Source organism: Moorena sp. SIO4A1 (genome assembly GCF_010672065.1).
GTDB lineage: Bacteria > Cyanobacteriota > Cyanobacteriia > Cyanobacteriales > Coleofasciculaceae > Moorena.
Window position 1 is genome coordinate 1 of record NZ_JAAHHX010000003.1, and the last position, 13,022, is coordinate 13,022.

Here is a 13,022-nt window from a genome sequence, read left to right on the forward strand (position 1 = left end):
TGTTCATGAAACTTACTGAAAAAAACCTAGAGTCAAGGGAAAATGGGAGCCTACAAGCTACCATCAAACCGGTTGATTTGGATTTGGTGGGTATTCTTTCACCCGCTGGGGTAGTTTCCCCCTAATATCGGATACTATTGAGGAAAACTACGGGTGATTACGATGCAAATGCGTTGGGCAAAGCTGTTTAGTGTTGTAGTTATAGCAGCCACTGCTAGTCTAGGAGCAGGTGGTGCCATAGCAGAAACTAATTCGGAGGAGTTGGAGCTAATTCCTCTAATAACCTTACCTGAGGCTTTTGAAAACGCTTTTTTTGATAACTCTGGGGACTTTTTCGAAAACAGGAGCATCAAGAGTCAAATCGATACAATTTTCGGTTCCGGATGGCCACCTGCGTTTCCAGAACTAGCACTTGAGCGGGATGCTGAGCGTGTCAGTAATCTTTATCGGGATCTACTAGAGCAGCAGGTTTCGAGCGGTCCTGTCATTCGTACTCTGGATTTACCAAACCCCTACAATACTTCCCTACGGTTGCTAGAGCAATCGAGTGATATACCAATCCAAGTGGAAAACCAAGAATTTTTCTTGGCACCGCAGCCCATACCACAGCTGCGTAGATGATGAGTATGGGCGAGATCAGTATGGGGTGATAGTAGTAGCTGACCGCAAGTGTCCAATCCAGGGTGCAGGAGTTGAACCTGCCTAGGGCAAATTATGAGTTTGCTGCCTCAACCGCTCGGCCAACCCTGGGTGATTCCTTTATATTATTATGGTAGCCTGAATCAAGTTATTGCAACACCACTAACTATAAATTCCCGATTTATCCAATAATTCTGAGAACATAAGATAATCTAGCTGTATAGCAGCACTATAATACAGCACGGAACCAGCGGTAATTCGGAATAACGTTAATCACCCTATGAAATTAAACACAACTGTAGCGCTAACCATAGTTCTACTGACAATGATGTTAGGTGCAGGTGTCGTGAGTGCCTTTTGGGGATTCTCTCTCGGTCACGAAGCCCTCAAAGGAGTTACTCAACCGGATACTAACCCTAAGAAAAAGTTGACAGGAAAGAAGGGGTCTTCTTCTGGGAAAGAAGGGGTCTTGATTGTGAGCGAGAAGGATATCCTGGTTAACGTTCACGCCCACATACACAATAAGGGTAAAAATCCTTCGGCTAAGAAAAACAGCCAGAAAACTAAGCAAATTAGTTGGTCTAAGCCCGCTCAGAAGGAGTCGTCGTCTGATGTATTGACTCAAGAGGCATCCTTCACTCGGAAAAACCCTAAGCTAAATTTACCGGTTAAAAGTCAGGATAAGGGAGTCACCCTAGCGGTAAATTCTGCCAGTGTGCAGGAGGGTTCTTTAATGTTGGATGTCAGCTTGAAGAATCAGAGTTCTAATCCAGTCAGGTTTCTGTACAGCTTTTTGAATGTTACCGATGATCGCGGTCGTGCCCTAAGTGCAATTACGGAAGGCTTACCAGGAGAATTACCGGCTAATGGCAAGGAATTTTCTGGAACAGTGAGCATACCGACAGCTTTACTAGAGAACTCCGAGAAGCTTTCCCTGACACTGACCGATTATCCGGATCAAAAACTACAGTTGAAAATGTCTCAGATTCCTGTAGTTAGATAAGGAAGCAGCTCGAGGGAATGGTTGTTAAGGAGAAAACCTTGACGCTATCCTAAAATCTTATGTTGATAGCAAGCAACTAAGGCAGTTTCAGAGTCAGTCTCACGGCCAGTCTCACAGCCAGTTTCACAGCCAGTTTCAGAAATTTCCTTGACTGGCATTCGTGAACTAGCTCAAGCAAATGCTAGTAATACAACTGAAAACCCCATAATACAACTGATAAGTTTTTGATGGTAACCGATAACTCCATACCAAGCTGCCCTAGCTCTAAGAAGATACATCAGAAGGCAACCGTAACCAGCAAAAAATGAAAATTATTTGCTTTTACCTTTCACCTTTTCTATGGTTGCCAACCTGATGGTTCTTCTAACAGTGGATGCTTCTATTAGCCTCTCTGAGGGAGAGGTTTTTCTGGGATTGTTATCAGTGCTACTACTGATAGCCATCAATGCTTTTTTTGTCACGGCTGAGTTTTCGATGGTGGCCGTGCGGCGATCGCGGATTAGCCAATTAGTAGATGCGGGTGACGTGCAAGCAAAGACGGTTCAGGCTTTGCAACAGAGCATTGACCGATTACTATCTACAACTCAGTTAGGGATTACCCTCTCGAGCCTTGCTCTGGGATGGATTGGGGAGACTACCATGGCAACTTTGGTAGCAGCTGGGATAGCAAAGCTACCAATAACGCCAGATCTAAGTCCAGTTATTACCCATTCCCTAGCAATCCTGGTGGCATTTTTCCTGATTGCGTATCTACAAATTGTTTTGGGGGAACTTTGCCCCAAATCCCTGGCTTTACTTTACTCAGAACAACTAGCACGGTTTCTGGGGCCACCCAGTCTGGTAATTGCCAGGTTTTTCAATCCTTTTATCCAGATTTTGAATCAATCTACCCGCTGGCTCCTGAGGTTGGTGGGTGTTCAATATTCTGGTCAAGGTTGGTATAGCCGTGTAACGCCGGAAGAGTTGCAACTCATAATTACCACTGAACGGGAGTCTATTGGACTGGAAGCAGAAGAGAGAAAACTACTGAAAAATGTGTTTGAGTTTGGGGAGGTAACAGCCGCAGAGGTAATGGTTCCCCGCACCAGTCTTATTGCTATTTCCCATGCAGCAACCTTCGAAATCTTGTTAGAGGAAGTTGCCAAGACTAGTCACTCTCGCTATCCTGTGATTGGGGCATCCCTAGATGATATTCGTGGCATTATCGACTTCAAAAAATTGGCTAAACCTTTATCTAAAGGGAAGCTAGGACTTCAGACACCGATTAAATTGTTGGTTTGCCCAGCTAAGTTTGTCCCAGAAACTACCCCATTGAGTGAATTACTGCCGATGATGCAGCGATCGCATTTGGCAATGGTGATGGTGGTGGATGAGTTTGGAGGTACAGCTGGATTAGTCACCCTCAAGGATTTAATTGCTGAAATTATTGGTGATGGACCTGAATCTGACATAACCCAGGACTTGACGGTACAAATTCTGGACGAGTATACCTTCCTGGTGCAAGCTCAGATGAATATCGAAGAAGTCAACGAACTTTTGGATTTAAACCTACCTGTAATTGATGACTATCACACTTTGGGCGGTTTTCTGCTCGACAAGTTTCAGAAAATTCCTGTACCCGGTGAAACCTTAAATTATGACAATCTAGAATTGACCGTTGTGTCTGCTTCTGGAGCGCGCCTAAACCAAATTCGCATACGCCGCCAGCAGCCACAAGAGAATAATTCAGTAGATGTTTCCGATTCTGATAAAATGCCGATAATTCCCAGCAAGGAGGATGTCTCCTTTGATAATGGAGGGCTTTGATAGTTTTGGTTAATTTTATTTGATTAGTGCCGGAGAAAACCAAGAGAAAATAATGGCGCGAGGAGATCAAATTTACGTATTCCAAAAGTTTCTTAACTTTGAAGGGGTTTACCAACATCATGGTATTGACTGTGGAGACGGTAGTGTGATCCACTACCGCAAAAAAACTGAGACAATTGAACGTAATTCTATGGCTACCTTTGCTCTAGGTGAAACAAAAATTTATGTCAAACAGTACTCAGTTTGTTTAATTCCAGATGTTGTGATTCGTCGGGCAGAAAGTCGATTAGGGGAAAGGCAATATAACCTAATTTTTAATAACTGTGAACACTTTGCTAATTGGTGCAAGACTGGGAAAAATGAAAGCCAGCAAGTCAAGGATTTTATTCCGGTAATTAGTAATACGAATATCGAGGGTTTGTACGAAGCTATAAAACAAGCACTTCAGGGAGCAAAGCAAGACGATACAACTCAGTTACTTAATCAAGCATTATCTGATCTCAGGGTGGTTTGGGATGAGATTCAACCTAAGTATAAACAGGAACTTAAAGAAATTAATGTCTGGCAGCAAGTGGCAATTCAAGCTATTAAAAACAATAGAGAAGACTTAGCCCGTGCGGCTTTGATGCGGAAGCGGAACTATGAGAAAAGCGCCACGGACAAGAAAGCTCAACTAGACCAGTTAGCGAAGATGACAGAAACCTTGATTCGCAACCGTATGAACTGGCAACAAACCTAGCGGGTTGGTTAAGTAATCAGAAAGCTACTTTGAGCGGTCAGCTATCAGCAATCATAACTTATGGGGTCGATTTAATTTTATGACCCCTACTCCCTACTCCCTACTCCCTACTCCCTAAAATCTAGGACGAGGTACTTCAAGCAATTCAGAACTGCTATATATTCTTACTATAGTTTAGTTGTAAAGATCCAAAAAACTGAATGGAACGTGGTTTACTATGGTTACCTCTGCTAGCAGCATTTTGCTGGCTGGCTTGGTCAGGTTGGAACGAATACCAAAAGATTGAAGCTTATCGCCGCTGGGCTGAACAGTTTGAACGGGCAAAGTATGATATCTATGCCGTGCTTGGTCAAAACGGCAGTGACCTGACTTGGGGCAAACCCACTAGAAATGAACCAGTAAATCTAGAAACCTTTTCCCTCAAAGACGTTAAATCAATCAACTTGCTAGTTGATAATCAAGTGGTTGACTTAGAGCAACCACCGGATAAAGGTCGTGCGATCGCATTAGAATTTCAGTTCCTCAAACCCATAGATCCAGTCAAAATTCCCTTTACAGAAATTCCGTTGGCAGTGGAGTGGGGAAAATATCTCCAGTCATTAACTATAGCGCTGGGTGAAGGGAATAGGGAATAGCTAACTTCGGATCTCGACATTGGGTAGCACCCTCAGCCATTAATCCCAGGTTACCCTGACAAGTCAGACCTGGGGCTGCTGGTGAGTTAAGCTAAAAACTTCACCAATTGCTCTAACTTCAACCAAGGGGCACCGCTCGCCATAACATCCTTTGCCATAGCAATCCCTGCTGTGTGGTCTTCGAGAGGTATAACACCGGCGACTTGAAGGGCTAATGAAGCATTTAATGCCACCACATCCTGCTGGGCTGGTGTTCCTTTACCTTGCAAAACATTCCGTAAAATTGCTCCATTTTCCGCTACATCACCGCCTCGTAGGGACTCAGTAGGAGCAGGAGTTAGACCGAGATGTTCCGGATTCAGACTCAAAAGTCGCACCTCACCCCCCGATAGCAGTGCCAAGTCAGTTTCATCTGCCAATCCCGCCTCATCTAATTTTTCCCTGCCATGGAGAACTATTGCGTTGGGAGTACCCATTAAACACAACGATTGCGCTACAGTTTCTACAAAGTTGGGAGCATAGACACCAATTACCTGACCGGTGGGACGCAAGGGATTTACCAATGGTCCTAACAAGTTAAACACTGTCCGTACTTTGAGGGTTTGCCGTAACGGTGCCACTGCTTTCATGGCTGGATGCCAACCCCGAGCAAACAGAAACGTTACCCCTACCTCATCCAGGGCTGCCTGAATCTTGTCCGGTGCTGCTGATAAATTTACTCCTAAGCCTTCGAGCACATCAGCGGAACCGACCTTACTAGAGGCAGAACGATTACCATGCTTAGCCACCAGCACTCCAGCTGCCGCAACTACAAAGGCTACTGCGGTAGAGATATTAAACGTAGACGCGCCATCCCCACCGGTACCACAAGTATCAATAACGGGTTGGTTGTGTTCAATGGTTGTCTTTTGCAAAGACTGGGATTGTAGCACCTGAGCCATCCCTGCCAATTCGGTAGCGGATACTCCTTTAGCCTGGATAGCTGCCAAAAGTGCGCCAGATAAGACGGTGGGAATTTCTTCATTCAACCATCCCTGCATCAGTTGTGATGCCTGGTCACTGGATAACGATTGCCCATCCAACAACTGTTGCAACAAACTGGGCCAGTTAGAAGAGGTTTGAACCATTATTTATAGAAGCTGAGTATTTGATCTAGAAATGCGATCGCATTAACTATTCAATCACTATTTCCGATCAATCTCCCACTAACAACGCTACAGCATAAGCGGCAATTCCCTCTTCACGTCCCACCGGGCCCAACTTTTCATTAGTGGTTGCCTTAATGCCAATTTGGTCAGGCTTCAGGTCTAGGACTACACTTAAGCGATCGCGCATCGTCTTAATATGAGGCTTAAGCTTAGGACGCTCTGCCACCACTACCGAATCAATATTGCCAATCTGCCAGCCATGGGATTGGATCAACTGATTCACCTGACTCAACAATACCAAACTATCCGCACCCGCCCATTTTTCGTCAGTTGGGGGGAAATAATGACCAATATCGCCCAAACTCAAGGCTCCCAGCATGGCGTCCATGATGGCGTGAGTCAGGACATCGGCATCACTGTGACCGACTAATCCCAATTCATGAGGAATTTCCACACCTCCGATAATCAGACGGCGACCTTTGCCCAATTTATGGATATCGTAACCGTTGCCAATCCGAATAGTCATTTTTCCCACTAAATCCCCCGTTAACAGAGCAAGCGATCGAATTTTACCTGTTTTTTAAAGTCTAACAATCAGGCTTTTTACTTATTATTTAAAGTATCAAAAAAATTACCTTTCTGGTTAACCCTTCCACTATTCAGCAACAGCATTTTATGAGTAGTTGTGCTCATTGCCAAACTGGGATGCACCATGATTTATTTTTTTTTAAACGCAATTCGTTGAAAAATTATCAAACAACGGCGCAAGAGGATATGGATAATAGCAAGAGGATATGGATAATAGCTAGGGCTATATTCATGCTCTTTATGGTCTTATTTTATTCGGGTCAAGCACTTTCTCTTAGCCAAGTAGAGGAAAAAAACTATATCATTGCTAACTTTGTTGGGGATGTGATGATGACAAGGCGATGGGAAAACACCCCTGATAGTTTTATCCCTAAGTACGGGGTCAATGCAATTTTTGAGCCGACTCGGGAGATTTTTGCCCAGGGAGATATTAATTTCGCCAATCTGGAAACTCCGTTGAGCGATCGCGGTACTCCTCACCCCAGCAAATTTGTAAAATTCCACACCAAGCCCGAATATGTATCGGGACTAACCTACGCAGGTATTAACGTAGTTTCCCTTGCCAACAATCACACTTTAGATTTCTCAGAGGAAGGGTTACAACAGACCATTGATGTGCTAAATGCCAACAATATCAAGCACTTCGGTTCAGGGATGAACCTTGAAGCCGCAGCTAAACCACTGTTAATGGAAATACACGGAATTAAAATTGCCTTTCTTGGTTTCTCTGGAATTACCGGCAAGCAACCTCCCTGGCTGTATGCTGATGTGGATCGCGCTGGTTCGATGCGACTAACCAGCCATTATTTAGAAGAGGGAATCAAGACTGTTCGTGACCAAGCTGATGTGGTGATTGTGTCGATTCACGGTGGGAAAGAATACAGCAGCGAACCCGGAAGCTGGCGAGAATTAGAGCATTTGGCCATTGACTTGGGCGCAGATTTGATTGTTTCTCATCATCCCCACGTCTTACAAGGGGTGGAAATGTACAAAGGAAAACTGATTGCCCATAGTTTGGCTAACTTTGTCTTTGACCAACCTTGGTTTGAAACCTTACCGAGTATGATTCTTACCTGCAAGATCGATAAGGATGGTGTCTTTGAAGCGTTTTTCCATCCTATTTATCGCGCTGATTATGTGCCGAAGTCCGTTAGGGGTAATCTGGCTAACTCGATTATTAAAGAAATTGCCGATTACTCGTCTAAATTTTCGACATTGGTTTTACCTGAAGAGAATATCGGACGGATCATTTTGGATCGAGATAGCATATCCCAGGATAACAAGGTTATTCAAACAACAATTCCCCTTCAGCCAACCCAGGACAAGTACAGTCTCTCCACTCCCATTGTTCTGGACGAGTCTTGGTTGCTTTCTTCGGTTTCCGCAGATGCCAAAGCAGAAGCAAGATTTGGTCGGGATCTTCTCTGGTTGAGTGGATTTGAAGAATCTGAAATCAATTTATGGGATTTGAACGGATCGGGTGAATTGTACGATGATTCTGTGGCTAAATTTGGCCAACGTTCTTTGCAAATTACTGGGATGTCTAGCAACAGTTCCGACGGGCAAGCAAATCTGACATCGAAAATTCCCGTTGAGTCTGGCAAAAACTACACCCTTTTAGGTTACGTGCAAACTGAGCAAAATGCCAAAGCTAAGGTTGAAATCCAGTATTATACTCACCAAGGACGCAGATCCAAATATTACAGCGATTATAGCGATCGCCCTTTGCCACCCATTTCCAGTGAAACTGCGATGGCCTTATCTGAGTCTGTTCCTTGGCAATTGTTCAGTTTCGATTTTCAGCCTCCCGAAAACACGGAGGCTGTTGACATTGTTTGCCAAAATGCTTCGACTGAGGGAGCAAATAACCGGGCTTGGTTTGATGGCTTAATGCTGATTGAATGGCAAGAAGATTTTGCCCCGCTGCCTCAAGAATTACCGACACCCAATAATCTCAAAGTATTGCAAGTTCGCAGCCACAATCAAGAGAGTCTGAATATCTGGCTGGGGAAAACTACCTATTCCCAAAGGTTAAATATCAATTATACTGAGAATACTGGCTCGATGTCCTAGGATATTTTCTAGGATATTTTTATATTTCACGATATTTTATCCTCCTAACGACATTTTTATGGAGGTTTTATGCAACTGGCAAGTCTTTTTCTGCCAAGTTTGTCTCTGCCGAATTCAAGATAATAGTTCCTTGCCTTTCTTTGACCAATAGCAACAATAAAGCAGTAATCACCGTGAAAACCGCAATTACCAAAAACTTATTATAGTGGCTAAATATTTTTACTTCACTGACAAGAGGTATTTCTTCAATATCGCAAGGCATATTAAGTCTTTTGCAAAGTTCTGTCATATGTCTCATCTGAATTACAGGCATACCACTTTCCGCAAATCTTTTCATCAGACTGTCAGAAGTACCTGGTTTTATCCGCATATTTTTATTGAGTCCAGCCTGGAAAATTCTTTCTTTGGTATCGTCACCTACAGATATCTTGCCACCTCCTACATTTACATAAAGTTTGATTGTATCACTATCACTATATTGACTGTAAATACTCATTCTATGGTCGATATTTTGTCTTCGATCTATTTCGTAAATATAGTACATCTTATTGCGCTTGATAATTTCTTCCATCATTTGTACTGCTTGTGCTTCCAGTCCTAATCCTAAATCTTCCAATCCACCCCGAGAAGCAGCTACAGACCGATTGGAAATAATTTGTTTTTCGTTGAGAATTCTTTCCATATCAAGCCATGCTAGATTGGGAAGATTAGATCCCCATGAGGAACTGCCAACACTGGAGATCGCAATAACTTTTATATCCATTGCTTCTGCTGCCGCCATAACAGCAAGATTCAAAGCTGGATAGGAACCGCTGAAGCTTGCAGCTATAGTATCTCCATTTTTTACTCCCGCTTTTATGTATAAATCGACCATTAATGCCGCCCAATTTGGATTAATTGTTGCTACTTTAGCGGTAGGAGCAACTACCATTGTTGTTATCGGGGATGATAGCACTCCTATCATCCCCGACTCAATAAACTTATTAAGTTTGTCCGCATCATATTGATCGTAGTATTGTTCGCCAACTTCTTTCTGACGATACTCTTTTATAGTCTCCATACCAGCTTGCATTATTTGGGCAGCTTTTATCTCTGTCTCTCCAGCTTTCACCGAAATATTTTCCACAGCCATTAAACCTATCAACGCTACTATAGCGACGGTCAGGATAATTTTCCAAGTCTGTTTTTCCGATTGCCAGTACAGTCTTTTCATGTTCAAAAACCTCCTAGTGCTATTAGCTCACCAAAATTAGGATTAACTTAACCAGTACGCTGCCTATTATCACACTTGATAAAGCTTCAACCCAACCATAAGATTCCATATTGTTCGCAATCAATCCTGGAATAACATAACCAATAACATTAAGTGAGTCTTGTCCCATCTCCATACCACCTCCTAAATTTCCTGGCGATAATATATCCCAGATTAATTTGAATCCAAATCCTAAAAGTATGGCGATCGCTGTTTTTCGTCTACCGTATATAATCAGCTTATAACTGAGAACACGAACAATTAAATATACCAGGAAACTCACAGCAAAAGTTACTACCATACTCAATGGTCTATCCAGGTAAAGAGCAATATATCCCGGAACAATTATTCCCCCCGGATAAAATCCTGTAATGTTGGCAAACAAGACGCTGATTACTATCCCGATCGCGATCGCTTCGGTCAAACTATTTTCCCACATTTACTTCTCCTGTTAATTTCGCTTTCTTCTCCACCAGTTCGATTAGATTTACTCCCCCATCCTTGATATTTCCAACACCCATCACCATTGAGGAAGCTTCAGAAATCTCTACTATTCTTTCCCAGATATCTTCCGTTATCAATCCTTCAGCGTTAATTATTTCTGAATCAGCTATTCCCTGCCCGATCGCTATTTTAATTAGGACATCACATTTTTCTCCTATTACTATATACTTATCAGCTGGCTTCCATTGAATTATATATTGACCAATTTCCTGGGAACGGCTAATTCTATCTTTTCTCGTATTTATTACCATTATTTTTGTTGGTTTTTCGCTATGGCGCAAAACAGCATTATTCCAATTTTTTTCTGTCGATTCTATATCATTAGCTGCAAAACCATTAATGAAAACTATTTTTTCACCGCCTTTGTCAATAGTATACTCCTTCATTGATCCGATATCTGGAGTAGCTTTATACATGCCTTTTAATGCAATGTCTTTGGAAACATTTAAAGCACTGCATACTGTTAGCGCTAAAGCTACGTTTTCTTTATGTTCTATATAAGCAAATTTACTCATGTCTTCATCTGATATCCTCTCTAATTCTGCTGGTGATACAACCAATAGTTCGCTATTACGATCTTGGCAAGCCATCTGAAAATCTTCTCGATAATCTTGTGCTGCTGTGAACAGCTTCCCATTTTTGGGAATCGTTCCCAAAAGTGCTAGAGTCACATCCCGCTTTCTCGGGCCCATAACATCAAGATGATCTGCACGTACATTGGTGATTACTCCATGAGTTGATTTAATCATATTTAACTCTGTTACCGCCTGCAAACGAGGATTAAGTGCCATACATTCTATTACCAACACTTCCGCCTGGTTTTTCGCAGCAAATGCCACTATTTTTAACTGCTCGATTATGTTAGCTTTCGACTTTATTCTGTAAACTGGCAATTCTCGCCCTTTATCTGTAATTAATCTTGGCTGAGTTCCGGTGGTTTTGGCAAATACCTTGAAACCCCCTTCCCTAAGACCACCAGCAATTAATCTGGTGACCGATGATTTTCCCCGGCTACCATTTACATGGATTCTGACCGGTATAGACATTAGGTTTTTGATATGAATTACATATTCTAAACCCAGAACTATCAACATGATTATTGTCGCCACTGTGATCACGAGCCAAGTATTCAATCTACTTTCCTTCCTTCAGTTATTTTTTATGTTACAGACAATACCATATTTTTTGCAGTTCTTTGGGATAGAGCTCACTTGACAAAAGAGACTTTTGTGCCTGGGGGGCGACATGCAAAAGGATTTGAGCTTGCATGTCGCCCCCCCAGTTCATAACTGAAGTTCCCCTGTACAAATGTACTATCTATGCCCAAAAGTTATGCCAATCCTAGCTTTGAGTGCTGTAGAACAATAGTACTACTGGGTACAACCAGTTTGAGAAAATGCTTGTACCTATTGCTATGATTAGATTACAGCGTACTAGACTAACGTCAGTTTTGGTTAAGCGGAAGCAGGTAATAACTGTTCTAGGCGGAGGGAAGGCTTTTTGGGCTGGTGGCAATAGGCAATCAGCCCACCCAACAGATTAATCAGAAAATTGACGGGACTGCGATGGCGGGTGTGTTCAATCTGAGAAATGTTCTTCAACTGGTCGAGGATGGTCTCAATAATGCTTCGCTTGCGGAGCAATAGCTTGTCCCACAACGGCAAGAGTCGGTTCTTCATGTTTTTTTTCAACGGGGTAATCAGTTGTAAACCTGTAGTTTGCCAAAGTTGCTCACTGAGTTTTTTGGAGATGTAGCCTTTGTCTCCAAACAGCTTACCCGTCAAGCTTTTAACCAGCGCGGGAACGGGTTTGCGGTCATCGACATTCCCCGGTGTCAGGGTGATATTGAGTAGTTCTCCGCAATCATTGACTACCAAATGAAGCTTAAAGCCAAAGAACCAATCTACAGAAGTGCGTCCACGCGCTGCCTGTCCAGAAAAGGTACGATGTTGAGAAATCCGTCGATTATGACAAACTTTCAGCTTCGTGGAATCGATAAAACTCACCCCAGTATTTTAACCAAAGCAGTATCGCAGGTAAGCACACAGGGGTAACAAGGTTGAAGGGAGTAACTGTACGAAACGTGAGTAGCTGACCAGACCAGGAAAAGCCTCGTGCCAGTAAGGTTGAACCAGTTTTTGATAAAAGTCCTTAAAAGTGCGGTAGCCCATTTGATGGAAGGCAATCACAATCGTCATCCGTTCACTCAAACATAGACCCGATGACCGATTGCGATATTCTGCGCCCGCTTCTAGTAGTTGTCTGTTCCATAAGGGTTCAAATGTTTGACAGAAGTCATTGCCCTATCGGGCACGCTACGCGAACGACATGGCAAAACAGGTTTTCTATACTAAGCATGGGGCAAGCTAGGGGTTGACGGTTGGCACTTTCAGCCTACCTGCTTCGCTCCTCCTTATCCAAAACTGACGTTAGACTAGTGTGGCGCGTACGCATTGGCTATTCATTATAGCACAACTTAGTATCCCATGGCCAGAAAACCCCTACGCCATGTGAAGGTTTGTTTTTGATAAGTGTACGCTCTATAATAAAAAATTAATAGATGAGCGCCTTGCATCAGCACTACATAAGGCGATGAATCGATTTGTACCCAGTAGTACATTAGTCCTACCTGTCA

11 protein-coding genes, 1 tRNA gene and 1 pseudogene are annotated in these 13,022 nt (G+C 43.0%); 6 read left to right on the forward strand and 7 right to left on the reverse strand.

From position 1 onward, the window contains the following. The first annotated feature begins 153 nt into the window (after positions 1–153). On the forward strand, positions 154–621 hold the full coding sequence (locus F6K53_RS03140) for a hypothetical protein (RefSeq protein WP_293018272.1): 468 nt from the start codon (positions 154–156) through the stop codon (positions 619–621). Between the two features lie 56 nt (positions 622–677). On the opposite strand, the gene F6K53_RS03145 is transcribed toward F6K53_RS03140, so the two are convergent. Next, positions 678–750: transfer RNA gene (locus tag F6K53_RS03145), tRNA-Ile, on the reverse strand. Positions 751–919: 169 nt separating this feature from the next. Here F6K53_RS03145 and F6K53_RS03150 point away from each other — a divergent pair. The 4 genes from F6K53_RS03150 (at position 920) to F6K53_RS03165 (ending at position 4,822) form a co-directional block, all read left to right on the forward strand. Continuing rightward, a complete protein-coding gene (locus F6K53_RS03150) occupies positions 920–1,642 on the forward strand; it encodes a hypothetical protein (protein WP_293065153.1) in 723 nt (240 codons plus the stop codon). A gap of 354 nt (positions 1,643–1,996) precedes the next feature. Further along, on the forward strand, positions 1,997–3,448 hold the full coding sequence (locus F6K53_RS03155) for a hemolysin family protein (RefSeq protein ID WP_293065150.1): 1,452 nt from the start codon (positions 1,997–1,999) through the stop codon (positions 3,446–3,448). Between the two features lie 52 nt (positions 3,449–3,500). Beyond that, positions 3,501–4,187 (forward strand): lecithin retinol acyltransferase family protein, encoded by a 687-nt coding sequence (locus tag F6K53_RS03160; protein WP_293065147.1) that lies wholly within the window; start codon positions 3,501–3,503, stop codon positions 4,185–4,187. 200 nt (positions 4,188–4,387) lie between these two features. Continuing rightward, on the forward strand, positions 4,388–4,822 hold the full coding sequence (locus F6K53_RS03165) for a hypothetical protein (RefSeq protein WP_293046716.1): 435 nt from the start codon (positions 4,388–4,390) through the stop codon (positions 4,820–4,822). An 86-nt stretch (positions 4,823–4,908) separates the two neighbouring features. On the opposite strand, the gene trpD is transcribed toward F6K53_RS03165, so the two are convergent. Both trpD and ispF read right to left on the reverse strand, forming a co-directional pair. Then, positions 4,909–5,949 carry an anthranilate phosphoribosyltransferase gene (gene trpD / locus F6K53_RS03170; RefSeq protein ID WP_293065144.1) on the reverse strand — a complete coding sequence of 347 codons (1,041 nt, stop codon included), beginning with the start codon at positions 5,947–5,949 and terminating at the stop codon, positions 4,909–4,911. A 67-nt stretch (positions 5,950–6,016) separates the two neighbouring features. Continuing rightward, positions 6,017–6,496 carry a 2-C-methyl-D-erythritol 2,4-cyclodiphosphate synthase gene (gene ispF, locus F6K53_RS03175; RefSeq protein WP_293065141.1) on the reverse strand — a complete coding sequence of 160 codons (480 nt, stop codon included), beginning with the start codon at positions 6,494–6,496 and terminating at the stop codon, positions 6,017–6,019. Positions 6,497–6,798: 302 nt separating this feature from the next. Here ispF and F6K53_RS03180 point away from each other — a divergent pair, with 302 nt between their 5' ends. Next, positions 6,799–8,631 carry a CapA family protein gene (locus F6K53_RS03180; protein WP_293065139.1) on the forward strand — a complete coding sequence of 611 codons (1,833 nt, stop codon included), beginning with the start codon at positions 6,799–6,801 and terminating at the stop codon, positions 8,629–8,631. A 67-nt stretch (positions 8,632–8,698) separates the two neighbouring features. On the opposite strand, the gene pgsW is transcribed toward F6K53_RS03180, so the two are convergent. The 4 genes and pseudogenes from pgsW to F6K53_RS03200 form a co-directional block, all read right to left on the reverse strand. Next, the gene (gene pgsW / locus F6K53_RS03185; protein ID WP_293065136.1) at positions 8,699–9,844 is read right to left on the reverse strand and encodes a poly-gamma-glutamate system protein; all 1,146 of its coding nucleotides are present in this window, start codon (positions 9,842–9,844) and stop codon (positions 8,699–8,701) included. Between the two features lie 22 nt (positions 9,845–9,866). Then, on the reverse strand, positions 9,867–10,322 hold the full coding sequence (pgsC, locus tag F6K53_RS03190; RefSeq protein WP_293065133.1) for a poly-gamma-glutamate biosynthesis protein PgsC: 456 nt from the start codon (positions 10,320–10,322) through the stop codon (positions 9,867–9,869). After that, positions 10,309–11,520 (reverse strand): poly-gamma-glutamate synthase PgsB, encoded by a 1,212-nt coding sequence (gene pgsB / locus F6K53_RS03195; protein ID WP_293065130.1) that lies wholly within the window; start codon positions 11,518–11,520, stop codon positions 10,309–10,311. Before pgsB ends, pgsC begins: the two co-directional genes overlap by 14 nt. A gap of 321 nt (positions 11,521–11,841) precedes the next feature. Beyond that, positions 11,842–12,745: pseudogene (locus tag F6K53_RS03200) on the reverse strand (IS982 family transposase). Positions 12,746–13,022 lie beyond the last annotated feature (277 nt).

Coding starts and splice junctions, on each gene's coding strand:
- F6K53_RS03150 (WP_293065153.1), top strand. CDS start 920: ATGAAATTAAACACAACTGTAGCGCTAACCATAGTTCTACTGACAATG.
- F6K53_RS03155 (WP_293065150.1), top strand. CDS start 1,997: ATGGTTCTTCTAACAGTGGATGCTTCTATTAGCCTCTCTGAGGGAGAG.
- F6K53_RS03160 (WP_293065147.1), top strand. CDS start 3,501: ATGGCGCGAGGAGATCAAATTTACGTATTCCAAAAGTTTCTTAACTTT.
- F6K53_RS03165 (WP_293046716.1), top strand. CDS start 4,388: ATGGAACGTGGTTTACTATGGTTACCTCTGCTAGCAGCATTTTGCTGG.
- trpD (WP_293065144.1), bottom strand. CDS start 5,949: ATGGTTCAAACCTCTTCTAACTGGCCCAGTTTGTTGCAACAGTTGTTG.
- ispF (WP_293065141.1), bottom strand. CDS start 6,496: ATGACTATTCGGATTGGCAACGGTTACGATATCCATAAATTGGGCAAA.
- F6K53_RS03180 (WP_293065139.1), top strand. CDS start 6,799: ATGGTCTTATTTTATTCGGGTCAAGCACTTTCTCTTAGCCAAGTAGAG.
- pgsW (WP_293065136.1), bottom strand. CDS start 9,844: ATGAAAAGACTGTACTGGCAATCGGAAAAACAGACTTGGAAAATTATC.
- pgsC (WP_293065133.1), bottom strand. CDS start 10,322: ATGTGGGAAAATAGTTTGACCGAAGCGATCGCGATCGGGATAGTAATC.